Origin of the sequence: Paenibacillus luteus, from assembly GCF_006542765.1 — a bacterium.
Taxonomy (GTDB): Bacteria; Bacillota; Bacilli; order Paenibacillales; family Paenibacillaceae; genus Pristimantibacillus; species Pristimantibacillus luteus.
Map to the genome: position 1 here is coordinate 26,608 of NZ_SKCD01000026.1, position 26,186 is coordinate 52,793.

The window sequence follows — 26,186 nt, forward strand, 5'->3', positions numbered from 1 at the left end:
GCCCGCTTCCGTGTAATGAAATAAACTTATCTTATGAAGACCATCATTAGCAACTATTGGAGGTTTAAAGATGACATTAATCAATCAAAACGCAGTTGTTTTATTTCAGGGGGACAGCATTACGGATGCAGGACGCAACCGGAGTGACGGGGCGAATCTCGGTTCAGGCTACGCCCTTCTTGTAAGCGCTTTGTTTAATCGCAAATATCCCGAGAAGCAAGCTACGTTTTTGAACAGAGGCGTATCGGGGGACCGCGTCGTCGACCTGGAGCGAAGATGGGAAGAGGATTGTCTTGATTTAAAGCCAAATTGGCTGTCTGTCTATGTTGGCATCAACGACACTTGGCGCCGTTATGACAGCAATAATCCGCTCAGCACCGAAGAATATTATACAACCTACCGCCGCTTGCTAAGTCGTGCTAAGGAGCAGTTGAACGCTAATCTCATTTTGATAGAGCCGTTTGTGCTGCCCGTGAACGATAGCCAGAAGCAATGGCGCGAGGATCTTGATCCGAAGATTCAAGCGGCACGCGAGCTCGCCGGGGAATTTAAAGCGCTGTACGTGCCGCTTGATGGTTTATTCGCCCAGGCCGCAGCTCAGACAGGCCCTGCTTACTGGGCGCCCGATGGCGTGCATCCATCCGCTGCGGGAGCTGCTCTCATCGCAGAGGCTTGGCTGCAAGCGGTTAAGGGCTAGCAAGCATAATAATAATAAGGGTATCAAGAAAGAGGAGCAGACTGCCCTGGCAGTCTGCTCCTCTTTCGCTCTGGAATCGCTTATTCGTCTGCCGGGTAACGGAGGCCCCACTGCTTCCGGATTGTATCCAGCGTGCTCATGATCGCAAGCGTCTCATCCAGCGGGATCGTTGAACTCTCCAAACGTCCTTCGCGAAGCGCATTCATAGCTTCCTCTGCTTCGAAGGCGTAGCCTTCCGCTTTACGGTCATCAACGAAGGATTCAGTTTCTGCGTCTTTGGCATGTAGGGTAGCGGATTTGGCAAACAAGAAATTCGGCACATGGATATATCCTTTGGTCCCATAGATATAAGCATCACTCACCATGCCAAGCTGTACCGCTCCATTTAACGCTGCCGTACGGCCCCCCTCGTATTCGAACAACAACGAGAACTGCTCATCTACGCCAGTTTGGCCAAGCCGGGCGCTGCTCATAATTTTCGCCGGCGCGGTGCCATAAATCAAGGATGCAAAAGACACCGGGTAAATACCCGCATCCAGAAGCGCTCCGCCGCCAAGGGCCGGATCAAGCAAGCGGCTCTCCGGTGCCCAGCCGATATCAAAACCAAAATCAGCCTTCACCAGTCGAACCTCGCCGATTTTATCAGCTGCCAGCCATTCCTTGACCTTCAGAATCGGTGGCAGGAAGCGCGTCCACATGGCTTCCATAAGGAATACCTGCTTCTCCCTCGCTAAATCAATGATTTCTTTCGCTTCTGCCGCATTCATCGTGAAAGGCTTCTCACAAATGACTGCCTTTCCTGCCCGTAAAAGCACAAGTACATTATCTTTATGTATCGGATGGAGTGTTCCCACATAGACGATATCGATATCCGCATCCTGAGCCAGCTCTTCAACGCTGCCATAGGCACGAGGAATATTAAAGCGCTTGGCGAAGCTCTCTGACTTCTCCAAATTTCTACCGCCAACCGCTACCAGTTCAGCGCCTTCCGCCAAAGCGAGATCAGCTGCAAATTTGGAGGATATCCAACCTGGTCCCAAAATTCCCCATTTAATCGTTTGTATAGCCATGAAACCAATCACTCCTTTACGTATCTTATTGGAATTAGTGCTTATCCCTAATTATACTAGTCAACGATACTAGAAATCCAGTAAGCAAGCGCTTGCAGAGACGATCTACAAGCTGCCTTCTGTGATTAGCGCTCGTTTCTCACGCACCATTGCAAGGCATTGGCAAGAGCAATCTGATATTCCGAATGCTGCAGCACATGCAGGAAATGTCCAGGCGTAAGCACACAAACGCGGCCTTTCCCTTGCTCTCTAAGCCAGCCCGCTGGCTGCGAACCATGCTCTGATTCAGAGGTCATAAACACTTGGATGCGCTCCTCTAACACTTCAACAAAGTAATGCTCATCATGCAAAGTAAATCCTTGAGCCGCCATGCCGCCTAGCAAATTCTCATCTGTATAAGCAATCGTAACGGAGCCAGCCTCTGGATGATGCTGGAACACTCCGCCTACCAGCTCATAGAAAACAGGCTCGTCCCGATAGCCCACCGTACCGGAATGCAGCACGAGCAGCCCTCTTCCTTCATCGACGTAGCTATGGAAAGCTTGCTGAACCTCTTCAGTAAGCCATGGCGTTTTGTCAGATGCCGAGATTTGATTTGATTTTGCCAAAAGGATAACGTCCTGCTGCTGCATCCATGATGGTGACCATTCCGAAGCATGCTGCTTGTAATCAAATTGAAAACCTTGCTCCTCAAGTAGACCCAAGCCTTCTTTAATCATCTGGCCAGGATGCCAATAATCGTCACATATGACGCCAACCTTCATTTCGTTTATCTCCTCGCTTCTATATAAATGGCTATATGATCGATTATAAACGTTTCTGTCTCCCATCGCTTCCGAAAGTTAAGGCCTAGACCAATAAAATCTTGGTTTAAGCCGTAGTTCTCGCAAACAAGATAAAAAATATCATCATTTCACCTAAAATCACATGTGGAGAGGCGACCATAAATAGATTTAGCAGAAACAAAGCTGCAAGCACTCCTGTTAAAAGAATGACGGTTTTAACTCGCGGTTGAAGATGCTTAAAGCGATAAGCGTGCAGGACAAACATCACCGACCACAAATACAGCAGTACAGACCCGAACAGGAAGATCAGCATAAAGGTGTATTCCAACTGGTTAAGATATAGAAGCTGAATCGAGGCCGCAATCATGCTTAGCGACAAATAGATGAATAGATGCCCGTAAATAATCGTTTGCCCGGCCGTCTTCTTCGATTTGTCCAGCTTCTTCTCCACGTTCTCGAAATACTGCCACCAGATGCCTATGACCAGAACAAAAGCCATTGCAGCAAAAAGAACCGAAGAGCCCGTCATTTCATCCGACTGAAGAACAGAAAGCATGCTGACTACCGATTCCCCTAGCAGGATCAAGGTAAAGAGTGCAAATCGCTCCAGCAGATGCGCCGTATGGATAGGCGTCTTCACTAAATGCTTCCGGCCAATTAGCGGAACGAGGATATCAACGGCAATACCTGCATACAAAATCGCATAGCGAATCCAAGAGTCAAAAAAGAGTGAAAAGCTGGATAGGAGAATGCCCAGCCAGAAGTAGGTCCCGAAGAAACGGGCGGTTTCTTTCCGATTGGCTTTTTCTTTATTTTGCGTGAGCAAATATTGAATCGCAGTTAACGCTCTAGAGCCGATATACCCCACGAAGAAAGGAACATAGTAGGAATCAAAATCGACATTAAGACTGGCGGTCATGATCAACACAAAAAACAATTGTAAAATCATAAAGATCCGGTGTGTGGCAAGATCACGCCCATAGCGGTTGTTATATACCGACTGCCCCACCCAAGCCCACCAAATCGGAATGAAAATAAGAATGAATTTGGACAAATGCTCAAATGAAATGGTTCCGTGCTCGGTATGTAATAAAATATGCGTTGCCTTAGAAATCGCCGCTACAAACAATAAATCATAAAAAAGCTCCAGCCATGTGACCTTCTTTTCATGCATGCGAATCAGGCTCCTCTCTACTATATAGATTATGAATAGTATGTCCTTTATTTATTATCTTAAATTAAAGATATATCAATTTAAGATAATTGTCAATGCTTATGCTCCAAAATAATGCTGTGGACTTAATGACAAAAAAATCCAGACGAAGCTGCATCTGGATTTCTAGTCGTGGCTTCCACAGTCTTGCTGTTAAATATATTGCTTCAGATTACGCAAACTAATCGCTAAGCTCTCAAAAGGGTCGCGCCTGCACACATCCTGCTCAACTACATACCATTCCACGCCAGTTTCACGACATGCTTCAATAATCGCTTTGAAGTTAAGGTTGCCTTCCCCGATTTCCGCAAACACCTGCTCCCGATCGATAATTTCCAGATCTTTGAGATGAATGACCCCCATGCGACCTTTTACCTGATGGATTGCCTCTACCGGATTCACGCCACCAACATGCACCCAGTAAGTATCGAGTTCAAAGCCAAAGGCAGACGGATCACTTTCCTCCCGTAATATGTCCATGCCGGTTCTTCCGTCGTATTTTTGGTATTCAAATTGGTGGTTATGATAAATGAATTGCAGATCATGCTCCTTCAGCCGTTTGCCTACCTCCGAAGCCTTCCGGGCAAATTCAGCATACCCGTCTCCGCTGCTCCGATACTCCTCAGGAATACCGCCGATGCCTACGTAGGCGCAGTTCCACAGCTTATGCTTCTGAACGCTGTTCTCGAAGTCATCGAGCAAAGATTCAAAGCTGACATGTGTTGCGCAAATACGGAGACCAGCTGCATCAGCCAGTTGCTTCACTGTTTCAGGTGCAATCGGACCTATGCCCGAAACCTGAACCGCCTCGTAGCCCATATCCTTTACTTTGCGCAGCGTTTGCTCCAAATCCGCCTCGTTCTTGCAATAGTCTCTTAACGTATACAATTGAACTGCAATGTTCGATAATTTCATCGTTTCGCCGCCTTGTGGTTAGAATGTGAATTCGTTCTCAAAGGATGGGACTATTCTTACAAGCTCATTGTAGCACTCCTTATAAGGGGGCTACTTTACTGAGGTTAGCGAACCCTAGGCCGGCAATTGATTATAATTGACCAATCGGAACAAATGAACGGGTACATAACAAAAAAAAGCGCTTGAGGGATCCCGCACGAAATGTACGGAAATCCCCTTGCGCTGTCCACCTTAGATCACTAGCCTTCGATCAGCTTCTTGTAAGCATCCATCTGGCGCTGAAGCTCAGCCATCACCTTCTCATAGCCTGCCGTTTTGAGCTTGCTGCGGAACTGCTCGACGGCTTGTGCAGGATCTCCCGCTTTACCGTAAGTAATGGCCGGCCCCATCTCGCCTGATACTTGCGTAATCGCCGTCAACTCTGCCTCAACAGCTGTTTTATCAAATACGAATTGGCCATATGGATACGGTTTTTTAATTTTGTCATATTCCGCATACAATGTCGGTTCAAGCTGATCCCACGTGGTTACGCTTGGAATCTCGAATTTATCGACGCGCCCGCCCCAGAAATCGGCATAGAAAGCATCCTTTGCTTCATCGTAGCCTTCAGGCTGTACGCGCTTACCGTCTTTCACCTCATATTGCACGCCTTCTAAACCGTAGTTAATCAGATGATAAATTTCCTCATCATTGCGAATGAGATCATAAGCCATTAGCGCACGCTCAGGATTTTTGCTATGGGCGCCCACGGACGTGCCGCCATGTGTGATGGACAGCTCCGTGAGATTGTTCCCGCCAGTCCGCGCAAATGGGAACATTTGCAGCTCAGAGCCCGGTTGATCCTTATCCATCGTTACACGAAGCCCGCCAAACGTTTGTGTATGATGCTGGTCAAGTCCTGACAATCCGGCCCGAAGCGCTGAGCGGTTATCGTTCTTGTTGTTCAGCACATCCTCGCGCCAGTAGCCTTTGTCCGCCCATTCCTTCATTAAAGTTGCGAACTGTAAGAACGTATCCTCGAAGACAGGACTTACAACCGTGAATTTCTCGTCAAACGACTTGGTTGTAAATACCGGCAAATAACCTGTTGAGATTGGAAGCTCCAACTGATCCGTATAGGATGAAGCGTAGCCTCCCCATGTGCTCGTTGAAGCGACCGCATCCCAAGGAACGACGCCTTCCTTGTTGTCCTTCACGTATTGAAGATACTTGCCAATACCTTGCCAATCCTTGATCGGCTCGCTAATTCCTGCTTCCTTCGCCCAGTCTCCACGGTAGAAGAAGCCATGATTAACCCACTGCGTATAATCATTTTCCGGAATGAGTACAATTTTCCCGTTATATTTGCTCTCTGCCCAGTCCTCTTCCGGTACGGAATTCCAGGTTTGAGGCGCATACTCTGGAAGCAAATCATCCAAATTCATAAAGGCACCGCGCTGAGCATTGCCCCATGTATCCAGCCAATCCGTCCCGATCGTTATTAAGTCGATGGCTTCGCCGGATGCCAGCAGCAGGTTGTATTTCGTTTGCCAATCAGCCCATTCTACCCATTTCCACTCCAGCTCCGCATTGATTTTTTCCTTCATCCGCTTGTTTACTTCAGCCAGCACCTTCTCGAACTGGCCGTTCTTTGGCTTGTCGCCAAGCACCACATAGCTGATTTTCACAAATTTTGACGTATCACCAGCTTTATTGCCATCCGTTTGGTTCGTGCTGCCCTTGCCTTCGTTTTTGCCGGCCTCATTCTTTCCGTTATTGCTGCCGGAGCAAGCAGCAAGGCTAATGATCATCATCATCGCAATCAGCAAAGCGGAAACCTTCTTGAAATTGGACATTTCACTTCTCCCCTTTGTTCTCATGAATCGGGCATGGCCCGTTATGTGGAAGAGACCGTCACCGGTCTGCGGCACATCAGCCTTTGACAGCACCAACGGTAATTCCCTTGATGAAATACCGCTGCACAAACGGATAGAACAGAATAACAGGGCCTGTGGCAACGACTGCGGTCGCCATCTTCATGGATTCCAGCGGCATATCCCTGAGCTGCACATTCGAAGCCGCAGACGAGTTTCGAATAAAATCAGCGCTGGTCACCACATTGTACAGAAACAGCTGGAGCGGACGATACTTCATATCTGGCGACAGGAACAGCATGGAGTTATACCACTCATTCCAATAGCCCAGCGCAATAAACAAACCGATAGTCGCAAGAGCAGGCGTCGTCATGGGAAGAATCAGCTTTAGAAAAATAGTAAAGTCGCCCGCTCCGTCGATTTTGGCAGATTCAGTTATGGCATGCGGGATCGAGCGCACGAAGCTCTTCATCATAATGATCAGAAAAGGACTGAGCAGCCCGGGAAGCAGGACAGCTAGGTAATTGTCCTTCAAGCTTAAATACTGCGTCATTAGGAGGTAGAACGGGACAAGCCCGCCGGAGAAAAGCGTTGTGAAGTAGATAAAAAACGAGATGCCGTTGCGGTAGCCGAAGTCCGGGCGCTGCAGTGCATAACCAGTCATCGCGACAAGAAATAGTCCCAAGACTGTCCCTGCAACCGTAATCCCCATCGTAACGAGATAGGAGCCGATAATCAGATCCGGATTCTCAAATACGATTTTGTAGGCGAACGTACTGAAATCACGAGGCCATAAGTTAAAGCCGTACTTCTTGATCGTTCCCTCCGCCGTAAGCGAAGTGCCGAGGACGAGCAGGAAGGGCAGGAGACAACATAAGGAAAAAAATGTAATGAATACATAACCAAAACCTTTGACTATGATTCCGCTAAAATCGGTTCGAATGCTGCGTGATTCTTCTGAATTCTCCATCGTCGACACCTCCTAAAATAACGAGTTTTCGGGCGAAGCCTTCCTCACGAGCCAGTTGGCGGTTAAGACGACTACAAAGCCAAACAAGGATTGATATAAGCTTACGGCGCTTCCGATCGAAAAGTTGAAATTCGTCATCAAGGAGCGGAAAACGTACGTTTCGATAATATCCGTTGTCGGGTACAAGGCCGTATTGTTCGCTCCTACCAGATTGAAGAAGAGACCAAAATTCCCTTTCAGAATGCCGCCCAGCGAGAACAGCATAAGAATGATGAAGGTCGGCTTGAGCCAAGGAAGCACGATGTAGATAATACGCTGGAACGCATTAGCTCCGTCGATTTCCGATGCCTCGATAATCTCGTTATCCAGGCCCATGATTGCTGCAAAATAAATAATGGAGCCATAACCGGTGGATTGCCACAGAAAGGTTAGCACGATAATAAACGGCCATATTTTCGGGTCGGAGTAGGTTTTGACAGGTTCCATTCCGAGCGACTCCAATATGCTGTTCAGCAAACCGTAATCATAGCTCAAAACGTTGTAAGCGATTAGGCCGATCAGTACGGCAGAAATAAAGTGCGGCAGAAACATCAGCGTTTGCGTTATTTTTTTGAACCATTTCCGGCGAATTTCATTCAACAAAATCGCAACGAAAATTTGCAGCACATTCCCGAGGATGATAAATACCAAGTTATATGCAACCGTATTGAACGACAGCCGCCACAGGTCTCCGTTAATGACGAGGAAACGGAAGTTGTCAAAGGCGACGAACGGACTTTTGAAGATGCCGTCAGAGTAGTTGTAATTGATAAACGCGAGATACAGCCCAGGCATCGGGAGATAAGCAAATATGATAAAAAAAGCGACAGCTGGCAAGCACATGAGAAGCAGCGTTTTGTTATTCCAAAACCGTCTAAGCTTACCGCCTTTCATCTGCTGAAGTTTTTGCCGGGGCTCCCTTTCGGCTATGCTCGTTTCCATCCTAAATCCCCCTCGTCGTCATAAGCTAGACGGATATAAATTGCAGCGCTTCTAGGCAGCCTTGCTCCTTACGGTCCACCGCCTCCAGCAATATGGCCAAGCTTCCCTTGCCCTCCTCAAACCATGCTCCCGGCAGATAGAAGGAATCAGGGCTTCCGCCTGTAAGCACCGGCCTGGCATCTCCTCCACGCAGCCAAAGCCGCCCAACGAGCCTTCCCTCCAAAAATACGGTCAGCTTCATGCCTGTTCCAATCACCTTTGCCCGCCAGCCTGCTCCCACTTCAGAGTTCATGGTTGATGCATACAGCCATGCGGTCTCACCCGGCTTCAGAGCGACCGGGAACTCTACCGCTTGCGCGGCTCCCCTGCGCCATTGCGCATGAGTTAGCAGTTCCTTCTCTTCCGCACGGCTAATGGACCAGCCCTTAGCCGCTATCCCTTCATACAGAAACACCTTTCCGGAGGATAGACCGAGCACCCGCTCCACAAATACGGTCAGCTCTACGGTTTGTCCAGCGGTTACGTAGTCTGAAATATCGAGATAAGGATCAAATGGATTCACCGCCCCGATTTCTTGGCCGCCAACAAATACGGTTGCTAGTGACTGAATCCCTTGGAAATGCAGGGTCCAAGAGCTCGCTGATTCCGATGCAAGGAACGTTTTTCGGTAATATTCAAATGCGGGATGATCTGGTGACAGCCAGCCCCCGAAGTTAACCACCGGCCATAACCTGCAATCTGGCGATTCGATCCATTCCTTGCGCAAGACGCGGTCGGCTGCACGATATAGGCTCCAATGGCTACTGAGGGAATGAACCTTCGTTATCGCTGCTATTCCCTTCAATCCCTTCATCGCATGCAGACGCAGTCCGGGAAGTCTGGCATCATCAAAATTGGAATGCCCCCATATTTCCACCCGTGCTTGCAACTTACCCTCTTGCAGACCGCCGTCAAGCGGCAAGAAGGCGCTTCCCCCTCCTGGAGCAACTGTTCCCGCATATTGTCCGTCTCCGTAAAGCGACAGGACATCGCTGCCTTGACGAAGCAGCAGCCCCTGCACCGCTTTACCCTCTGTCAGTTGAACATCGGCCTCATACCAGGCAAATCCGCGGTAAATACCAAATGATTCAAGAGGATCAGCGTCCTCTGATACCAATGGCTTCACTTCAAACCCGGCTTGTTTCGGCAATCCACCCGCTGCTTCAAAGACGTCTAGCCGCCAATCGCATGCCGCGTCGACAATACTGCCGTCATACCGCTGTGCTTCCCCGTGCTCAAATGAATCGTTGCCGTCAGCCAACCCATTTAAATAAAGCGCTTTCATTCTTGTCGTGATGAATATCTTGAGCTCACGTCCATCCGCAGCAATGACGGAACAGCCGCCATCTTCCCTCCCGTCAAAGGTGACCGTCACCGTTCCTTCCGACTCAACAGCCGCTGCGTTCCATGCCTTGATGTCCAGCGGCGGCCGTTCAAACCGCAGAACCAATTTGCCGCTCCCTTCCGTATGGAATACTAGCCGCGCGCCATCATTCGCCTTCTCCGCCATAAACAGCTCAGCGGTTGAGTTCTCCAAGCAACCGTCGCTTCCCCATATGGCGAGCGGTACCTGATAAGGAAGCGCAAGGGACCTGCCGCCTTTTAGCGTAAAGGTATTCCTAACCGCTTCTCCTCCCGCCTCTTCGCCAGGCCCAGCAAGCGCCACTTGTTTATCACGGTCATCCAAATTGGTAACAAACAGCAAGCTTCCTCCGCCTTTCAGGCGCAATGCAAACGGTCCAGCCACTCTCTCCTGATCTCCCGTAATCACCCATCCATCCGTTCCTTTATTCCCGGGAGCTGCCTGGGCTAGCGGTGCGCCGTAGGCTGCAATAAGACGGCCCAGCATTCGGCCTTCATAGGCCTCCTCGCGAATATGTCCTTCCGGAGAAATCATGCCTCCAAAATCATAATCCGAGGTCATGAAAGCGAGCGGTTTTCCCCAATTGTTCGTAGCATTCGTGAAGCCGAAGTCCGTACCTGAAACCTGCAGATAAGGTCCGAGCAGCTTGGCTCCGCAGGAAAGCAGCCTGCGCAGCAGGTAATGAGCGCGATTCGTCTCCGTTACTAGCAGCGGATAACCTAGCTCCTCCAATCGTTCACTGTAGTGAAGCACCTTTTGCTCAAAATCGGGCTCCCGGTTATCCGGATAAAAGTTGCAGGTCGGGACGACGTTGTCCGCGAAGCCGGAAGCTTGCAGCAAGCCGCCTTGCCCGGCGCAAGCAAATAGCGGAACCATAATGCCGTGGCCCAGCGCCATATCGCGAAGGGCGCTTATATACCCTTTGGGGTCCAAGCAATCATAGAAATCAAGCTCATTATCGAGCTGCACTCCGATGACCGTCCCCCCTTCGCCTACTTGATGCGCCTTCAGAAGCGGCAGTATTCGGTCGAACCACTTCGCCACGCTGCTCAGGAACTGTTCATCGTTATCGCGTAATCTCAGCCCTTTGGTTAGCAGATAGGCCGGCAATGCCCCTCCATCCCATTCGGAGCAAATATATGGTCCCGGCCTGGCCACTACGTAAAGTCCAGCCTCCGCAGCGGCTGCAAGAAATGCGGCAACATCCTTCTCCTCGCTAAAATCCCAGCTTCCTTCTTCTGTCTCGTGATAATTCCAAGGAAAATACACGTCAATACTGTTGTAGCCGAAGGCTTGTAGCTGCTCCATTCGCTCCTTCCAAAGCGCCCTTGGTATTCGAAAATAAAACAGCGAGGCACATAGCAAAATGTGAGGAACGCCTTGAATATGGACCGCTTCTGCCCCAAACTGCACGGACGCTTCCGTGCCTGATTGCATAGACATGTCACAACCTCCAATAAAATAGGCTAAAGGCTCGAAATATGTAACCCGTTTCATGAAACCCGTTACATATTTAGGGAAAAATAAATACACCTCATGGCTGGCGTAAACAGATGACAATATCTGTAAGACTAGCTGACGTGCATCTATGTGCTTCTTGAAGGGCAGGAACAAAACCGGCTTTCATGAAACGGGTTACATTCAATTGTGTGGTAAGCAGAAATCCGTTGACAATTTGATTTTAGTCAACAATGTAAGCGTTGTCAATAGCGTGTTGAAAAGTTATTTATTTTATTGTCCCGCCCTGCGGTACGGACCTGTAGACTCCCTAATAATGAGCTCTGGCCTGACCCTCGTGTTCTTGCTTACCTTAGTTTTTGTAATCATCTGATGCAGCAGCTCTGCGGCATTTTTCCCCACATCATAACATTTCAAAGAAACCGTCGTGAGCTCCGGGATGCTGTCGGAAGCATAGGGAATATCGTCAAATCCGATAAGAGACAAATCCTGCGGCACGGAAATTCCTGCTTTGTGAGCCGATTTCATCACTCCGATAGCGACCAGATCATTTGCGCAAAAGATAGCCGTCGGGCGCTCCGATTCCGCGAGCAGCTCGTTCATGAACGCTTTGCCGCTGTCTACGGAAAATCCGCCATGGCGAATCCATTCCTTCCGAACCTGGCAACCGTTCTTCTCCATCGTTCTCACAAAACCTTGAACCCTTTGCAGCGTGTTGGACATATGCTTATAACCGCCTACGAATGCAATTTCGCGATGGCCCAAATCGATGAGATGCTGCGTGGCCAGCTCTGCGCCTTCTCGCTCGTCAACATAGACGCGGGTAAGGCCTTCTCCCGGAAGATTTCCATTAATTAAAAGCAGTGGTACACGCTTGCCCGCCTCAACAACCTCGTTAACCAGCTCTTTATCCGGCTTCATGAGATTAATCCGGCCGCCAATCATCACAATGCCGTCTACTTGCTTTTCCATCAAAATGTTTAAATATTGCGATTCACGAACATACTGCTCTGCGGAGTCACGATTCGTCGACACGGTATCGCATAGAAAGAAAGTGTACCCTTTGCTGCGTGCCTCCTGATCCAGACCGGACAATACCTCGGGAAAAAACGGATTCGTAATATCGGGCAAAATAACGCCAATCATCCCAGTTTCCTTCTTAAACAAGCTTCGGGCTAAGGCATTTGGTTGAAATTGATGCTTCGTAATCAGCTCCATAACCCGATCTCTTGTCGATTTCTTTACCGGAGCAGTGTTGTTGAGTACGCGTGATACCGTAGCCACTGAAACATTCGCTTCCCTAGCAATATCATATACAGTAACCGGCTTAATAGCTGCTCACTCCTCGGTCTATAGTTTCATTCTTCGTAAGAATAACAGAAGCCATGAAAAATAGAAACGAGTATATCCCATTATTTTCAAATAAAACCGAAAGAAGTTGAGGAACTTATCCCCTCCTTCTTTCGGCTTTAAAAGCGTTATTCATCCACGTCTACGTATGGCTGGCCATCCTTAAATCGAACAAGCCCGATGCAGGTTTCGCGGAGCACGCTGGTTTCCGGCTCGGCGAGCCGATGGTAGATCAGGTACCATTCATTTTCATATTCCGTAAGCGAGGCATGTCCTGTACCTACCGCACTGGCTGATTCCAGCGTCATCCGGTTATTGTCCGGCACTTCATATGGACCCATAATATGGTCGCTGAAAGCATAGGCAATCTGGTATCTTGGATCACGCGTATCATAATTGCTCCAGGTGAGCCAATAACGGCCATCACGCTTTTGCATATGCGGCCCTTCATTGTAGATCGCATTATTTTCTACAGCCCCACTACTACCTTTGGAAGCATGAATTTGCATAGATAAATCGATAGGCTCAGCTTTAAACGTCACCATATCGTCTTCCAGCGGAACGATCCAGCATTTCCCCTGCCCCCACAGCAGATAAGGCTGCCCATCGTCGTCAACGAATAAATCGGCATCAATCGACTGGCAAGCGTACTGGTCTCGCGTAAGGAGCGGACGGTCCAGCATATCCTTAAACGGTCCGAGCGGAGAGTCGGAGACGGCTACGCCGATCTGTGCTTCCGCAGAAAAGTACATGTAATACTTCTCCTTGTATTTCGCAATGCCGGGAGCCCAAGCCTGCTTACTCGCCCAGCTAACATCGTTCAAATCCAGTGCTAGATAAGGCCCGTCCCAGTTGATGAAATCCTTGCTGTGGAAGACATGAAACTTCTCATACATCCAGCCGGCGCTATCCTTGGTTGGATATAAATAATAATCTTCGCCGTCGCGCAGGATAAACGGATCTGCCCAGAAGCCGGGCAATATCGGATTGTTGATTTGCATGCTGATTCTCCTTTTATGATTGATTATTCCTTAACGGAGCCAAGCGTAATGCCGTGTACGAAATAGCGTTGCAGGAATGGATAGATGATTAAGATCGGCAGCATCGTTACAACGATTTTAGCCGCGTTGAATGTCCGCTGGGAGAAGTTAATCAAATCCTCCGGCCTCGTAGAAGACGAAATCGACGGGGCCACCACCAGCTGCTGAATATACGTTTGCAGTGGAATATTATGCTGCTTGTTCATCAGAATCAAACCGTCAAAAAATGCGTTCCAATGGCTAACGATGCTGAACAACGTAACCGTGGCAATAGCTGGCATCGCCAGCGGAACCGCGATCGTAATGAGCGTTCGCCACGGCCCTGCCCCGTCCATTTTCGCCGACTCGTTAATTTCCTTCGGCAAGCCGCGGAAGAAATTCATCAGCAAGATCACGTTAAAGATAGGAACGGCCGTCGGGAGCACAAGCGCCCAGATCGTATCGGTCAAATGAAGGCTCTTCACGACCATATACCATGGAATCAACCCGCCGGTGAACATCATCGTAAATACGATGACCCACATATAAATGTCTCTACTGCGGAACTCAAGCCGTTCCTTGGCAAGCGGATAAGCCATTAGAATCGTTAACACGAAATTGATTGCCCCGCCAAGCAGCACCCGCTTAACCGATACGCCGAAGGCATCGAAGAAGCGGCTATCCTTAAACATATATTCATAGGAGTAAAAAGTAAAGTCAACTGGGAATAAGGTGACTGCACCGGAGGCTGCCGCCGACTTCCCGCTGAAAGACAATGAAATGACATAGATCAGCGGCAGCAAGCAAAGCAGCGTAACGAGCAGCATAATGAGCGTCAAAATAATATCAGTCGTCCTGATTCCGCGTTTACCTGTGAGCGGCATGGGACACTTCCCTTCTGGTTACAATAATGCGATCTCTCGGTGCCGTCATGCTAGAAAATGCGATAACCTGCGAACTTAGCCGCTAGCCTGTAGGATAGGAAGATCAGAATGAACCCGACAACCGACTTCAAGGCTCCTACCGCTGTCGCTAAGCCATATTGATATTGTACAAGTCCGATTCGGTAGACATAGGTATCGATAATGTCTCCCGACTCATAGACCAAGGGATTGTATAGGTTATAGATCTGATCAAAGCCTGCGTTTAAAATATTGCCAATATTGAGCGTGGACACGAGAATGATCGTCGGCAAAATACCCGGCAGCGTGACGCTCCATATTTTGCGAATCCGGCCCGCACCGTCAATGGAGGCTGCTTCATAGAGCGAAGGATTAATCGCCGTTAACGCCGCTAAGAAAATGATCGTGTTAAAGCCAAACTCTTTCCATACATCACTCAATATAACGACTGCCGGGAACCAGTTATTGCTTCCGAGGAAAAAGATCGGTTCACCAGTAATAGCTGTCACCACTTGATTGACGATGCCGTTCTGGGAGAGCATATCGTTCAAAATGCCCGCGAGAATAACCCACGAGAGAAAATGCGGCAAATAAATTATCGTCTGCATCCACTTTTTCAATCGGCTAAAGATGATTTCATGAAGCAGCAGCGCGGTCGTTACCGGGATGAGTACATTCATGAGCATTTTCATTAGAGAGATAAAGATCGTGTTGAAAAAAATGATTTTGCTGTCATCAAGCTCGAACATGTACTTGAAGTTTTCTAAGCCTACCCATTTGGAGCCGAATATCCCTTTAACGGGAATATAATCTTGGAACGCAATCGCCATTCCGAATAGTGGAACTATTCCGAAAATAATAAGGAGGATCATGCCCGGCGCCAGCATCAGATGATAATGAAACGTATTTTTGGAATCTCGCAAAGCTCCCACTCCGTCCTTAAGCAAACTCTAATTTCACCGAAACTGGGCGTTCCTGCTTGCGATTCGCCCAATTCCGGTGCACTGCTTGTTTTACTTCGCTGCTTCAGCGATTTCTTCTGTAATTTTGTCGCCGCCCTGCGACTTCCATTTGTCTACGAACGTATCAAACGATTCCAGCGGCTCATTGCCCATAATAATCTTCAGGAACGTTTCATCCTCCAGCTTGCGAAGATTCGCCCATTTGGTGCGCATTGTGTCCGTTTGATCGTAATAGATGCCGACCTTGCGGTTGATTTTGTCATCCTGGCCGAGCGGCAGTGCGCCAGTCAGAAATGCGTGTCTTTGCGACCAAGCGGCCAAATCCTTTTTCGGATTTTCTTTATCCTTCAAGTAAGAATTGTAAATTTGCTTGGTCTCGCCTTGCAATGTATCTGCGTTCCCTTTGCCGTCAATGACGTCTTGAACGAGCTTAGCTTTCTTCTCTTTATCGTCGTAGTTGCTTACAAGCAGGGAGAAAGGCATGTTCATCCAGCTGAAATCATCCTTCTCCACGATGCCCTCGCCTTGCAGCTGATCGGCATCAAATTGCATGTTCAACGTTTTCAAAACCGCTTCGGGGTGCTTGAAGCCTTTCTTCACAACCAAATACCTTGTCGTAGGAGAACCCATATGCGTATTCATTTTCCCCTCGGTACCGAGCGGGGACAGGTAAGATACCCATTCCGCTTTGGAATCCTGTGCGACGGAATCCGCCAGCATGCCAAACGGCAGCCACCATGGTCCGAAGAAAATGCCAGCTTTACCGCTAACAACCAGCTCATTCACCTGCTCGCCCTTCTTAACGGCAAACTCCTTGTCAATTACGCCTTCCTTCACCCAGCCTCTGATTTTGCCCAAAGCGTCCTTCACCTCAGGCTGAATCGAGCCGTAAACCGCATTGCCGCTCGCATCCTCGGTCCAAAGCTGCGGGTACGCATTATAAGCGCTGAAGATGGAATCGAAGCCAAATACGCTCGTTCCGATGTTGACGATCACCTGGTTGCCCAAGAGACCCACGGACCCTTTTTTGTCCATAAACACTTTCGTTACGTTAATAATGTCATCCATCGTTTGCGGAACTTCCAGCTGAAGCTCGTCCAGCCAGTCTTGACGAATCCACAGCAGGTTTTGCGCATCCGCACCTGGGCTGACGTTAGGGAAAGCCATAAGCTTGCCATCGAATGTTGCTGATGCAAGGCTGTAGCCGTCCGTAGAATCATAAGCCGCTTTGAGCGCCGGCGATACGAAACTGTCATACGTTGCCGTCAGGTCTTCAACCAAATCTGCGTTTACCAGTTGAACAAGCTGCTGCTTGTCTACGGTCATGACATCCGGGATGTCGCCGGTAGACAGCGTTAGTCCGACCTTCTGCATATAGGCGTCTCCCGAGGTTGTCGCCTGCCATTCATTCGTATATTTCACGTTCAGCTTCTCTGCAAAATAGCGAGTCAGCTCATTGTCTTCAATTGTCGAGCCGCTTGGCAGCTTCGGATCAACCGCCGCTTCCTTCCCGATGCTTATCGTCACCGTTTCCGTCATCGGCGCATAGGGATCGGCCGGTTCAGTCGTGCCTCCCGTAGAACTATTCCCGCCCGTATTCGTACTGCCGCTATTCGCGTTTCCGTTATTTCCTGAGCATGCAGTCAGTACCATCAGTGCGCAAACAATCAGTATGCCTAATGTTTTTTTCATTTCTGCTTATCCCCCTGCATATCGTTTAATGTTTACATCCCCAGTATAAGGCCGTTCGGCGGATGTAAGGGTCAGAACGATGTTCACAAGTAGGTGTGATTTCGTATCCGCTTTCATCATGCTGATTTGCAGCCAGCAACAATAATCCACGTTCCGGCTGACAAACTTCTTACCTCACATTTTCTCTTCGCCCCTCGCCTATACCGTTCCTCGATTTCGAAAGTCTGAGGGCAGCACACCGATTTCCTGCAAAAAAAGCTTACTGAAATACTTCTCGTCCTTGAAGCCGACAAGCTGCGCGATTTGATAAATGGGCGTATTCGTGTGCACCAGCAGCTGCTGCGCCTTGGACATCCGAATTTCGGTAGCGTAATCATTGAACGACTTTCCGGTTACGTTTTTGAAGCATTGGCTGAAATACGTCCGGCTCATATTGGCAATGCCCGCGATCTCATTTTGGCTGAAATCCATCTCTTCCTGCTCATGCATATAACGGATCGCTTTATAAATGACCCTTAAAATATCGTCGCTATACTTGGTCTTGCATACAATGCTGCGAAGCTTATTCCGCTCTTCATCCAGCACGGCTCTCCATTCCTCCCACATGCGAAGCGGCTCCAAGCGGAAAATGAGCTGCATCGACCATTCGAGCATCAGCAGCCAGCGGCCGTTCTCAAGAAAGGCAGGGAACAGCAGGCTCTTCAGCTCGCTCATCGGTAATCTCATCGCCGCCGTATCCTGCATTAATGCCTCATACGCCCCATTGCTATAGATCCATTCCGGCATGTTCCACCGAGAGCCGAGCTTCTCCTTCTCCGGCTCCAGCGGCTCCTTCTCCTCGTCCGCCTTCCACTCCCAGAAGGTGACCATTTTCGTATAATCGTATAATAAGCCTGTAGCGAGATAGCCATGCAGCTTGTCTACCGTATCGCCTAGCGGCATATGGCCTAAGCCATGTACCAGCACAGGCAGGCAGTTGGCTAGTTTAATATCGTTAATCAATGATTGTTCCGCTGCTTCACCGAGACCATCCAGCGAGATAAACCAGCAATGCCTCTCCAAATAGTGAATCACATGGCCCGCAGAAAGCTTTTCAACCAATTGGCTCGCCTTCTCATCGTCTCCAAGCTTGAGAACAACCATGACCCTGTCGAATACCTTTGCTTCCGGCGAGGTCCGTATTTTCACCTTATCCTCATAGCTGTGCGCAATGCGTTCCAGCACATCATCCATGACGTCGGTTTCCAGATCGTTTTTGACGATATAATCGATAGCGCCCATTCGGATCGCTTTCTGGGCAAACGCAAATTCCTCATGGCAGGACAAAACGACGATTGATTTGGCCGGATATTTTGCGTTGATTTCCTCCATCAGCTCAAAGCCCGACATCTCCGGCATCATCAAATCGGTAAAAACGAGATCAACTTCAAGCGTCTCCAGCAGCTCCAGCGCCTTTCTCCCGTTGCCGGCTTCGCCGACGACCTCCATGTTATATTTTTCCCAGGGCATGATTGAAATTAATCCGCGCCTGACCAGCTTCTCATCGTCTACAATGATGACCTTCATTGCTCGGCCGCCTCCTTTGGAATGGGCATATGAATCGACACGACTGTGCCTTCCCCTATTTTGCTGTCTATTTTCAGTTCGCTGGCACCGCCAGTAAAGCTGCTCAGCGTCCGCACGACATAATTAAGGCCGATGCCCAGACCTGATATATTATTTTTGCGCGTATCCGACTCCAATAATTCCTTGATTTTCTCAGGGCTGATCCCGTTGCCGTTATCTTTGACCCTAAGAACCAGCATGCCACCCTGCTCCTGTGCGGTAACTTCTATGATTCCCTTCTCGTCCATCATGCCGTGGTAAAGCGCATTCTCGACGATAGGCTGCAAAATAAAGCGCGGAAGCGGCGTTTCCAGAAACGGCTCCGGGATGAAGTAGCGCACATCAAACTCGAAATCGTATCTAATTTTTTGCAGCTCGATGTAATCATTTAAGGAGTCCATCTCATCCTTCAGCGTCACGATGGTGCCATCCTTCGCCAAATTGTACTTCAGCACCTTCGTGAACAACGACAAAAAACGATCGATTTCGTGCTGTCCCTTCAACCGTGCCAGCCACTGGGCCGTATTGAGCGTATTGTACAGAAAGTGCGGATTGATTTGGGCCATCAGCTTCTCCATCTCGATTTCCTGCTTCTCGCTCGCTTCCTTCGCTACTTCTTTGATCAAATCCTGAATTTTGAACTGCATGTCGTTAAAGTTTTGAATGAGAAAATCAAATTCCCGCAGGCCTGTCATTTGAAAATAATCGTTAGGCTCCTGGCTGATAAAGGCGGATATCCCCTTGCGAATGCGGTGTAGCGGCGCAATCACGACCTTCCATGTCCGAAAGGCGGACCAGATGCTGATCAGCAGCCCCAGCACGACGATGAAAGCGTATTTGACGAACCAATCGCGAATCTCTTTCTGGTATTCCCCTTTCTCGATAAATACGCCAAGCCGCCACCCCTGACTGCCCGTCACCTCGTGAAAATAGTATCGCGCCATCACTTCTGCATCATAGGAGCTGCCAATTGGCGTCAGCTCCGGCTTGTCGCTAAAGAGAACGGTACCGTCGTTATTCATAAGCAAATGGGATACATTCATCCCGTACTGCTCCTTGTTCAGTATATTTTGGATAACCTTCACATTGGTTTCCGCATACACGAGCAGTGGGTTATTGGGATCTGTGATGCCGCCAACGCTTCGCACGATGGAGAATACAGAAATGTCGTTGTATTTATAAAGAGTTAAGTGCGGACCATTGAAGATATGGTCGGATTTAACGGAGAGCTTCGGCAATTCGTCGAAATTGGGGTGAAGATTTCTAGTGATATAATTGTTGTACTGGATTTCTCCCGTAGTCGTATCGTAATAAAACACTAATCCAATCGTTGGATTCGATGCGTTCAGAATTCCCATATTGCGTTGAATGGCAGAAATCAGCTGCGATTTTTCATAATTGTCCTCACTCGTTTGCAGCGCCTCCACATCCTGCCCTACAAAGCCTTGATAAGACATTTGCTGAGACACGTCATAGAGGCTGCCCAACGTTTCCTCCAAAGAGCCGCTTACCCGCTGCAAGTTTTGCTCGATGCCCTTTTCAATTTTGTTATACAAAATATTGTAGATCGAGTACACCGTCAATAGCCCGACCAGCACGAGCGGTATAACGGAGCTGATAAGCAGCGTCCAGTACAGCTGGCCGCGCAGCGTATCCCAGCCGAATAGCCGCTTCACATAAGAGCCTTCTTTCTCATCCATGACTTTCACCTGCTCGAGATTTATTTTGAACAACCACACTATATCATAATTTGTCTGCATGAGTATTTTCTTGTCATGCTGCAGCAATGAATCTGCCTATGGAACAGGGCAAAAAGTCCCTGCCAATCGGACAGGACAAAAAAGGCCCTGCCATTCGGCAAGGCCTTTCCTTGTTTGCGGAGATTATCCTGCTTATCCCCGGTTGGTAACCGATGCTTGTCCAAGCTCATACCTTCGCTTCAGCCATACGCTGATCCCTGCCGCCACCATAATCATTCCCGTTGCGACGAAGATCCAATTAATGCCCACAGCTAGCCCCAGCAAGCCGCCGATGAGCGGTCCTAGCATTGCACCGAACTGATTCGCGCTCGTCGTCAGGCCAAACGATCTGCCTCGGAACTGCTCATCCGTGCTTTGCACGACAAGCGTATTGACGATTGGCGCGATCCCCGCCATAAACAGTCCGAATATGAACTGCACGATGGCGAACAGCCATAAGCTTTGGACGAAAAACTGCGTGCTGACAACGAGACCCGCGCATAACAAGCAAATCACGAGAATGCGGTAATACCCTCTCCGCTCGCCGAGCCTGCCCCAGACCGGGGAAGCGAGTATTCCCGCGATTCCGATAAGAGAAAGCACGAAGCCGGCGGACAGCACGGCCCCCTGCAAGCCGCCTTGAAGCTTGGCGATATGCAGCGTAAGCAGCGGCTGTATCATATTGACCGACAGCTGGAAGATCGCTAGCAAAGCCAGCATGCTCATCAGCGCACGGTTGCGGAATGCCATTCGGTACGTGACCGGCTGCACGCGCTTCTTCCCTGCGGCGACTGTATCTGCCGGCTCCGCTTTGCCTTCCTTTACCCACACTACAACCGCTATGGTGGCTGCAAGAATGATAAATCCTGCCACAACAAACGATCTGCGGAGACCGAAAGCCTCCGCGAGCAGCCCGCCGAACAACGGGCCAAGAATGCCGCCGGTCATCGTGCCGGCCTGCATCATGCCGAGGCTCCAGCCCAGCTTTTCCTTCGGAGCAACGGAGGCTACGATCGACATCGATGCGGGAACGAAGCCGCCAACGAAGCCGTGCAGCATGCGAACGCCGACAAGCTGCCATGGCGTCTGGACGAAAGCGATCAAGGCGTAAATAATGGCTAGGCTGAGCCCCGCCCGGATGACCATTTTCCGCTTCCCGTATTTGTCCGCAAGCAGCCCCCATAAGGGGGCCATGACGGCACCTACAAGAAAGGCGGAGGAATGGACAATGCCTGCCCATAAATTGACCGAGCTCTCCGGCACTCCGAGGTCAAACAGAAAGAGCGGCAGAAATGGCACCGACATCGTATAGCTTGAGCTGCAAAAAAGAACTCCGAACCATAGGATCCACATGGTACGTTTCCACGGTTCCACGGATGGCCACCTCCCCTGTGCGACGTAAACTATTTTTCCGGCCTATTTTCACTATTACCCACTATACGCCTCCTTTACCATTTGTTCAAAAACCGCCCCTTAGAGATAAAACAAGGAAACCTCCTGCTGACTGCGCCTAATGAAGCGTAACGGCGTTTTTTGAGCCTAGAATCGCTCTCTTCCGGAATCCACGCCGAACCCTATCGAAACACCTGATATTGCTTCCGGTATTCGCCCGGCGTGAGTGCCGTTTGGCGCTTAAATAACCGGGTAAAATAATTGTTATCCGCAATTCCGCACAAGCCCCCGATTTCCTTAAGCGGCAGCTCCGTATGGGCAAGCAGCCGCTTCGCGCGCTCCACCTGCAAGTGATGCCGGTACTGCATCGGGCTCATCCCCGTATATTGCTTTAAGCAGCGGGCCAGATAGTCAAAATGATAATGCAGTTCGCGCTCCATTTGTCCAGAATCGAACGGATGCTCCAGTTCGGCTGCTAGGTAAGCCGCTACCTTCTCGCTCAAAATATACGAACGGGCCTGCGGGCTGTTCTGACGCATCCCATTCTGCAGCTGCACAAAAAATTGCCCCAGCAAAACATGCAGCTCGAAGGAACGCTGCTTTGTCAGCACCTGATGAAGCTCAAGCATGCGGTCCAGCAGCGGAAGGAGAATTCGCAGATCAACCTCGGCAAATTTGGGAATATCGACCGTAGCAGGATGAGGCTCAATATCCTGGTCCGTACGCTGCAGCAGCGGCTGCTGCCAATTGTTTTTTTCGATAAGAATCGGTTGGTTGGATAACGGATATTGAAAGTGAATCCAATACACCTCGGTTTCCCTATCCGTTGGCCGATAGCCGCGATGAGTCTTCCCCGGCTCCAGAACCAGCATCATCCCTTGATGAATATCGTAGGCGATATCGTCCTCCTCCATATAGAGTGCTCCTTTGGTACACACGACCAAATCAAACACCTCAAATTGACGCTCTGCATGGAGCACGCCAGGCTGCCAAAGCGAATAGCCGATAGCCGCCAGCAGCGGAAACGGCGGGACCTGTAGTTCAAGCACTTGCATCGCCTATCTCTCCTTCTTATAAAAACAGAAATCGTACTATGTAAAGTCGAAATTGTCGGATGTATCATGAACTCTCTTCCATTACAGTGGTAGATATAATCTTATATTAACATGTAATCATAAGGAGGCAGCAAGTATGAAATTCCGTCAGGTTCATCTCGATTTCCATACATCCGAAGCCATTAAGGGCATTGGCAGCCAATTTTCCAAACAGCAATTTCAGGACATGCTGAAGCTTGGCCACGTTGACTCCATTACCGTTTTCTCCAAATGCCATCATGGCTGGGCTTATCATCCTTCGACCGCGAATGAAATGCATCCGCATCTTTCGTTTGATCTGCTGGGAGCCCAAATTGAAGCCGCACACGAGATTGGGGTAAACACGCCTGTTTACTTATCCGCCGGGCTTGATGAGAAGCTTGCGCGTACGCACCCTGAGTGGCTAATCCGTGATCAAAACGAAAAAACCAACTGGTCGCCCAACTTTATGACACCCGGTTATCACCAATTTTGCATGAATACACCCTATGTTGATGTCCTCGCCGCGCAAGTGAAAGAAGTGGTGACGAACTATGATGCAGACGGCATTTTCCTTGATATCGTTGACGTTCGCGAGTGCTACTGCCAATATTGCGTGGCCGAAATTCGCAGACGCGGCTCCGATCCGCGCCAATTAAGCGACATGAAGCAAATGTGGGAAGAGACGTATTTCAACTATACGAAAAAAATGAATGATGCCGTCCACGACATCAAGCCTGGCCTTCCTGTCTACCATAACAGCAGCCACGTTGCTCGGGGACGTCGTGATCTCGCCCATGTGAATACCCATTTGGAGCTTGAATCCCTTCCTACCGGCGGCTGGGGCTATGACCACTTCCCGCTCTCTGCGCGCTACGCTCAAACGCTGGGCATGGATTATCTCGGCATGACAGGAAAATTCCATCTTTCATGGGGCGAGTTCGGCGGGTTTAAGCATCCTAACGCCTTGCGGTACGAAGCCGCTTTAAGCCTTGCCAACGGGGCACGCTGCTCCATCGGGGACCAGTTGCACCCGGTAGGCTTTATGGATCATGCGACCTATGCCTTAATCGGCGAAGCCTATAAGGAAGTGGAAGCCAAGGAAGCGTGGTGCCGCGAGGTAACCGCTATTTCGGATATCGCTTTATTGTCCGTCGAGGCGGCTTCCAATGACGAGGGTGGCACCGCGATCGACGAGAACAGCAAGCATTCAGACACTGGCGCCGTACGGATATTGCTTGAAGGAAATTATCTGTTTGATGTGGTCGATACGCAGGCTGATTTAAGCCCATATAAAGTCGTGATTTTGCCTGACGCTATCCTAATCACAGAGCAAATCCAAGCAAAGCTTGCTGCTTTTGTCGCTAAAGGCGGCAAGCTGCTTGCTACAGGGCAATCTGGCCTCTCTACTGACGGTGCTGGCTTTGCATTCGACTTTGGCGTGCAATGGAAGGGCGTTTCATCCTTCAAGCCGTCCTATTTCAAACCAGACTTTGAGCTGCCTACGCTTCAAAATGCTTCATTCGTTATTTATTCCGAAGGCCAGGATGTTGAGCTATCGGCGGGCGGTACCGCTCTCGGAAGCAAAGAGAACAGCTACTTTAACCGCGATCTGTTCACCTTCTGCTCGCATCAGCATACCCCTTCCGATCTAGAAAATTCGGGACCGGGCATGACGGAAGGACCAGCTGGCATTTACGTTGCTTGGAATGTATTCGAGGATTACGCGCTCAAGGGCAGCCTGCCCGTCAAAGAGTTCATTCTGTTCGCGCTGGACCGCTTGTTGACGAACAAAACGCTACGTACAAATTTGCCTGCTCAGGGAGTCACCACCCTGCAAGCGCAAAACGGCTCCAATCGCTGGATCAACCATTTGCTCTATGCCTCGCCCGTTCGCAGAGGGCAAAACGTCGAAATCATAGAGGATATTCCCGTGCTACGCGATACGGAAGTAGCCATCGCCGCAGCCGAGCCGGTGCGCGAGGTATATCTGGCTCCCGAGAACACGACGCTTCCGTTCCGCCAAGAGAACGGCATCGTCAGCTACACCATACCGCAGTGGTCCTGCCACCAGATGGTCGTTCTTCAATTCTAAGATTTGGCCCCTGCTGCCGATGATGGTTATCGGTTGCGGGGTTTTTTTATTATTTTTCATATTGGCGTGAAACTAGCTGGAATTTTCCCTGCTAAACCGCTAAACTAGCCATATTCACTCGTGCCGGGAGCTAGCTGGAATTTCTCCCGTTAAACTAGCCGTAGTCGCTCGTGCGGGAACTAGATGGATTTTCTCCCATTAATTTTAGCGATAATCCCGAATTCCAGCTAATTGCCCCGTATTAGAAGGAGAAATTCCCACTAAAAACCTCGAAAGGCTAAAATCCCTTATTTTAACGGGAGAAATTCCAGCTAAACTTAGAAGTGGCAGTCTCGCGCGCACCCCGCGCCCGCCCTGGAAAGTTCAGTTTACTCATAGAAAAATATACTATAGCGAACAAGATAATTCGTCGAAGTCTTGATATGACAAACTACAAATGAGCCAGCAGCAGCACATAAGGAGTGATTAATGGTGAAGAGCATAATGATCAGACAGGAACGACCGGGAGATTATAAAATAACCGAAAAAGTCGTGGAACTTGCGTTTGCCGATATGGCGTTCAGCGACCAAACCGAACATCAGTTGGTAGCTCGACTTCGAAACGCCGCTGCGTTCATTCCCGAGCTGTCCCTAGTTGCCATTAACGGAGCGCATGAGATTGTTGGCCACTTACTTTTATCCAAAATAAAAATAAAAAACGAAGCACAAAGCTCTGACTCGCTGGCGCTGGCTCCTGTATCTGTACTGCCAAATGAACAGAAGAAGGGCATTGGAAAACTTCTAATGGTCAAAGCCATTGAGTTAGCCAAAGAGCTTGGGCATTCATCCATTATCGTCATGGGCCACCCACAATATTATTCTAAATTCGGCTTCCAGTCGGCATCGTTATGGAGCATTAAGGCGCCTTTCGAAGTGGAAAATGAAGTTTTTATGGCACTTGAGTTGCAAAAAAAGGCCCTTGACGAAGTTTCAGGTATCGTGGAGTATTCGAGTGTTTTCTTTGAGTAAGTCTT

General features: G+C 49.3%; 21 protein-coding genes. 4 read left to right on the forward strand and 17 right to left on the reverse strand.

Going from position 1 to position 26,186, the window contains the following annotated elements; all coding sequences use genetic code 11:
• Positions 1-70 precede the first annotated feature (70 nt).
• Positions 71-697: an SGNH/GDSL hydrolase family protein gene (locus E0496_RS20310; RefSeq protein WP_141503660.1), complete on the forward strand. Its 627-nt coding sequence runs from the start codon at positions 71-73 to the stop codon at positions 695-697.
• 80 nt (positions 698-777) lie between these two features.
• On the opposite strand, the gene E0496_RS20315 is transcribed toward E0496_RS20310, so the two are convergent.
• The 15 genes from E0496_RS20315 to E0496_RS20385 form a co-directional block, all read right to left on the reverse strand.
• Positions 778-1,767, reverse strand: coding sequence for a Gfo/Idh/MocA family protein (locus E0496_RS20315; RefSeq protein ID WP_141503661.1), 990 nt, complete (start codon positions 1,765-1,767; stop codon positions 778-780).
• Positions 1,768-1,892: 125 nt separating this feature from the next.
• Complete coding sequence (locus E0496_RS20320; RefSeq protein ID WP_161601504.1) at positions 1,893-2,531, reverse strand: ThuA domain-containing protein; 639 nt, start codon at positions 2,529-2,531, stop codon at positions 1,893-1,895.
• Between the two features lie 106 nt (positions 2,532-2,637).
• Entirely contained in the window at positions 2,638-3,726 is a 1,089-nt protein-coding gene (locus tag E0496_RS20325; protein WP_141503663.1) for a low temperature requirement protein A, read from the reverse strand.
• A gap of 192 nt (positions 3,727-3,918) precedes the next feature.
• Complete coding sequence (locus E0496_RS20330) at positions 3,919-4,680, reverse strand: sugar phosphate isomerase/epimerase family protein (RefSeq protein WP_141503664.1); 762 nt, start codon at positions 4,678-4,680, stop codon at positions 3,919-3,921.
• A 239-nt stretch (positions 4,681-4,919) separates the two neighbouring features.
• Positions 4,920-6,515, reverse strand: a complete 1,596-nt coding sequence (locus tag E0496_RS20335) for a DUF3502 domain-containing protein (RefSeq protein WP_141503665.1) — start codon at positions 6,513-6,515, stop codon at positions 4,920-4,922.
• A gap of 76 nt (positions 6,516-6,591) precedes the next feature.
• The gene (locus E0496_RS20340; protein ID WP_141503666.1) at positions 6,592-7,503 is read right to left on the reverse strand and encodes a carbohydrate ABC transporter permease; all 912 of its coding nucleotides are present in this window, start codon (positions 7,501-7,503) and stop codon (positions 6,592-6,594) included.
• 12 nt (positions 7,504-7,515) lie between these two features.
• Complete coding sequence (locus E0496_RS20345) at positions 7,516-8,436, reverse strand: ABC transporter permease (RefSeq protein WP_141503699.1); 921 nt, start codon at positions 8,434-8,436, stop codon at positions 7,516-7,518.
• 73 nt (positions 8,437-8,509) lie between these two features.
• Entirely contained in the window at positions 8,510-11,329 is a 2,820-nt protein-coding gene (locus tag E0496_RS20350) for a beta-galactosidase (RefSeq protein WP_161601505.1), read from the reverse strand.
• A 288-nt stretch (positions 11,330-11,617) separates the two neighbouring features.
• The gene (locus E0496_RS20355) at positions 11,618-12,676 is read right to left on the reverse strand and encodes a LacI family DNA-binding transcriptional regulator (RefSeq protein ID WP_141503668.1); all 1,059 of its coding nucleotides are present in this window, start codon (positions 12,674-12,676) and stop codon (positions 11,618-11,620) included.
• A 146-nt stretch (positions 12,677-12,822) separates the two neighbouring features.
• Entirely contained in the window at positions 12,823-13,695 is an 873-nt protein-coding gene (locus E0496_RS20360; protein WP_141503669.1) for a family 43 glycosylhydrolase, read from the reverse strand.
• Positions 13,696-13,718: 23 nt separating this feature from the next.
• Entirely contained in the window at positions 13,719-14,597 is an 879-nt protein-coding gene (locus E0496_RS20365) for a carbohydrate ABC transporter permease (protein ID WP_141503670.1), read from the reverse strand.
• Positions 14,598-14,647: 50 nt separating this feature from the next.
• Complete coding sequence (locus E0496_RS20370; protein ID WP_139993330.1) at positions 14,648-15,538, reverse strand: ABC transporter permease; 891 nt, start codon at positions 15,536-15,538, stop codon at positions 14,648-14,650.
• 90 nt (positions 15,539-15,628) lie between these two features.
• Positions 15,629-17,269, reverse strand: a complete 1,641-nt coding sequence (locus tag E0496_RS20375) for an extracellular solute-binding protein (protein WP_141503671.1) — start codon at positions 17,267-17,269, stop codon at positions 15,629-15,631.
• A gap of 198 nt (positions 17,270-17,467) precedes the next feature.
• Positions 17,468-18,835 (reverse strand): response regulator, encoded by a 1,368-nt coding sequence (locus tag E0496_RS20380; protein ID WP_141503672.1) that lies wholly within the window; start codon positions 18,833-18,835, stop codon positions 17,468-17,470.
• A complete protein-coding gene (locus E0496_RS20385) occupies positions 18,832-20,574 on the reverse strand; it encodes a sensor histidine kinase (RefSeq protein WP_161601506.1) in 1,743 nt (580 codons plus the stop codon). The genes E0496_RS20380 and E0496_RS20385 overlap by 4 nt, the downstream gene beginning before the upstream one ends.
• Before the next feature lie 86 nt (positions 20,575-20,660).
• Between E0496_RS20385 and E0496_RS36930 the strand changes: the two genes are divergently transcribed.
• Positions 20,661-20,783, forward strand: coding sequence for a hypothetical protein (locus E0496_RS36930; RefSeq protein ID WP_277755871.1), 123 nt, complete (start codon positions 20,661-20,663; stop codon positions 20,781-20,783).
• Here the strand turns inward: E0496_RS36930 and E0496_RS20390 are convergent.
• Positions 20,767-21,987 (reverse strand): MFS transporter, encoded by a 1,221-nt coding sequence (locus tag E0496_RS20390; RefSeq protein ID WP_241674906.1) that lies wholly within the window; start codon positions 21,985-21,987, stop codon positions 20,767-20,769. The two genes, E0496_RS36930 and E0496_RS20390, sit on opposite strands and share 17 nt — an antisense overlap.
• 200 nt (positions 21,988-22,187) lie before the next feature.
• The gene (locus E0496_RS20395) at positions 22,188-23,060 is read right to left on the reverse strand and encodes an AraC family transcriptional regulator (RefSeq protein ID WP_141503674.1); all 873 of its coding nucleotides are present in this window, start codon (positions 23,058-23,060) and stop codon (positions 22,188-22,190) included.
• 136 nt (positions 23,061-23,196) lie between these two features.
• Here E0496_RS20395 and E0496_RS20400 point away from each other — a divergent pair, with 136 nt between their 5' ends.
• Positions 23,197-25,173 (forward strand): beta-galactosidase trimerization domain-containing protein, encoded by a 1,977-nt coding sequence (locus E0496_RS20400; RefSeq protein ID WP_141503675.1) that lies wholly within the window; start codon positions 23,197-23,199, stop codon positions 25,171-25,173.
• A 483-nt stretch (positions 25,174-25,656) separates the two neighbouring features.
• A complete protein-coding gene (locus E0496_RS20405) occupies positions 25,657-26,181 on the forward strand; it encodes a GNAT family N-acetyltransferase (RefSeq protein WP_241674912.1) in 525 nt (174 codons plus the stop codon).
• The last annotated feature ends 5 nt before the right edge of the window (positions 26,182-26,186 follow it).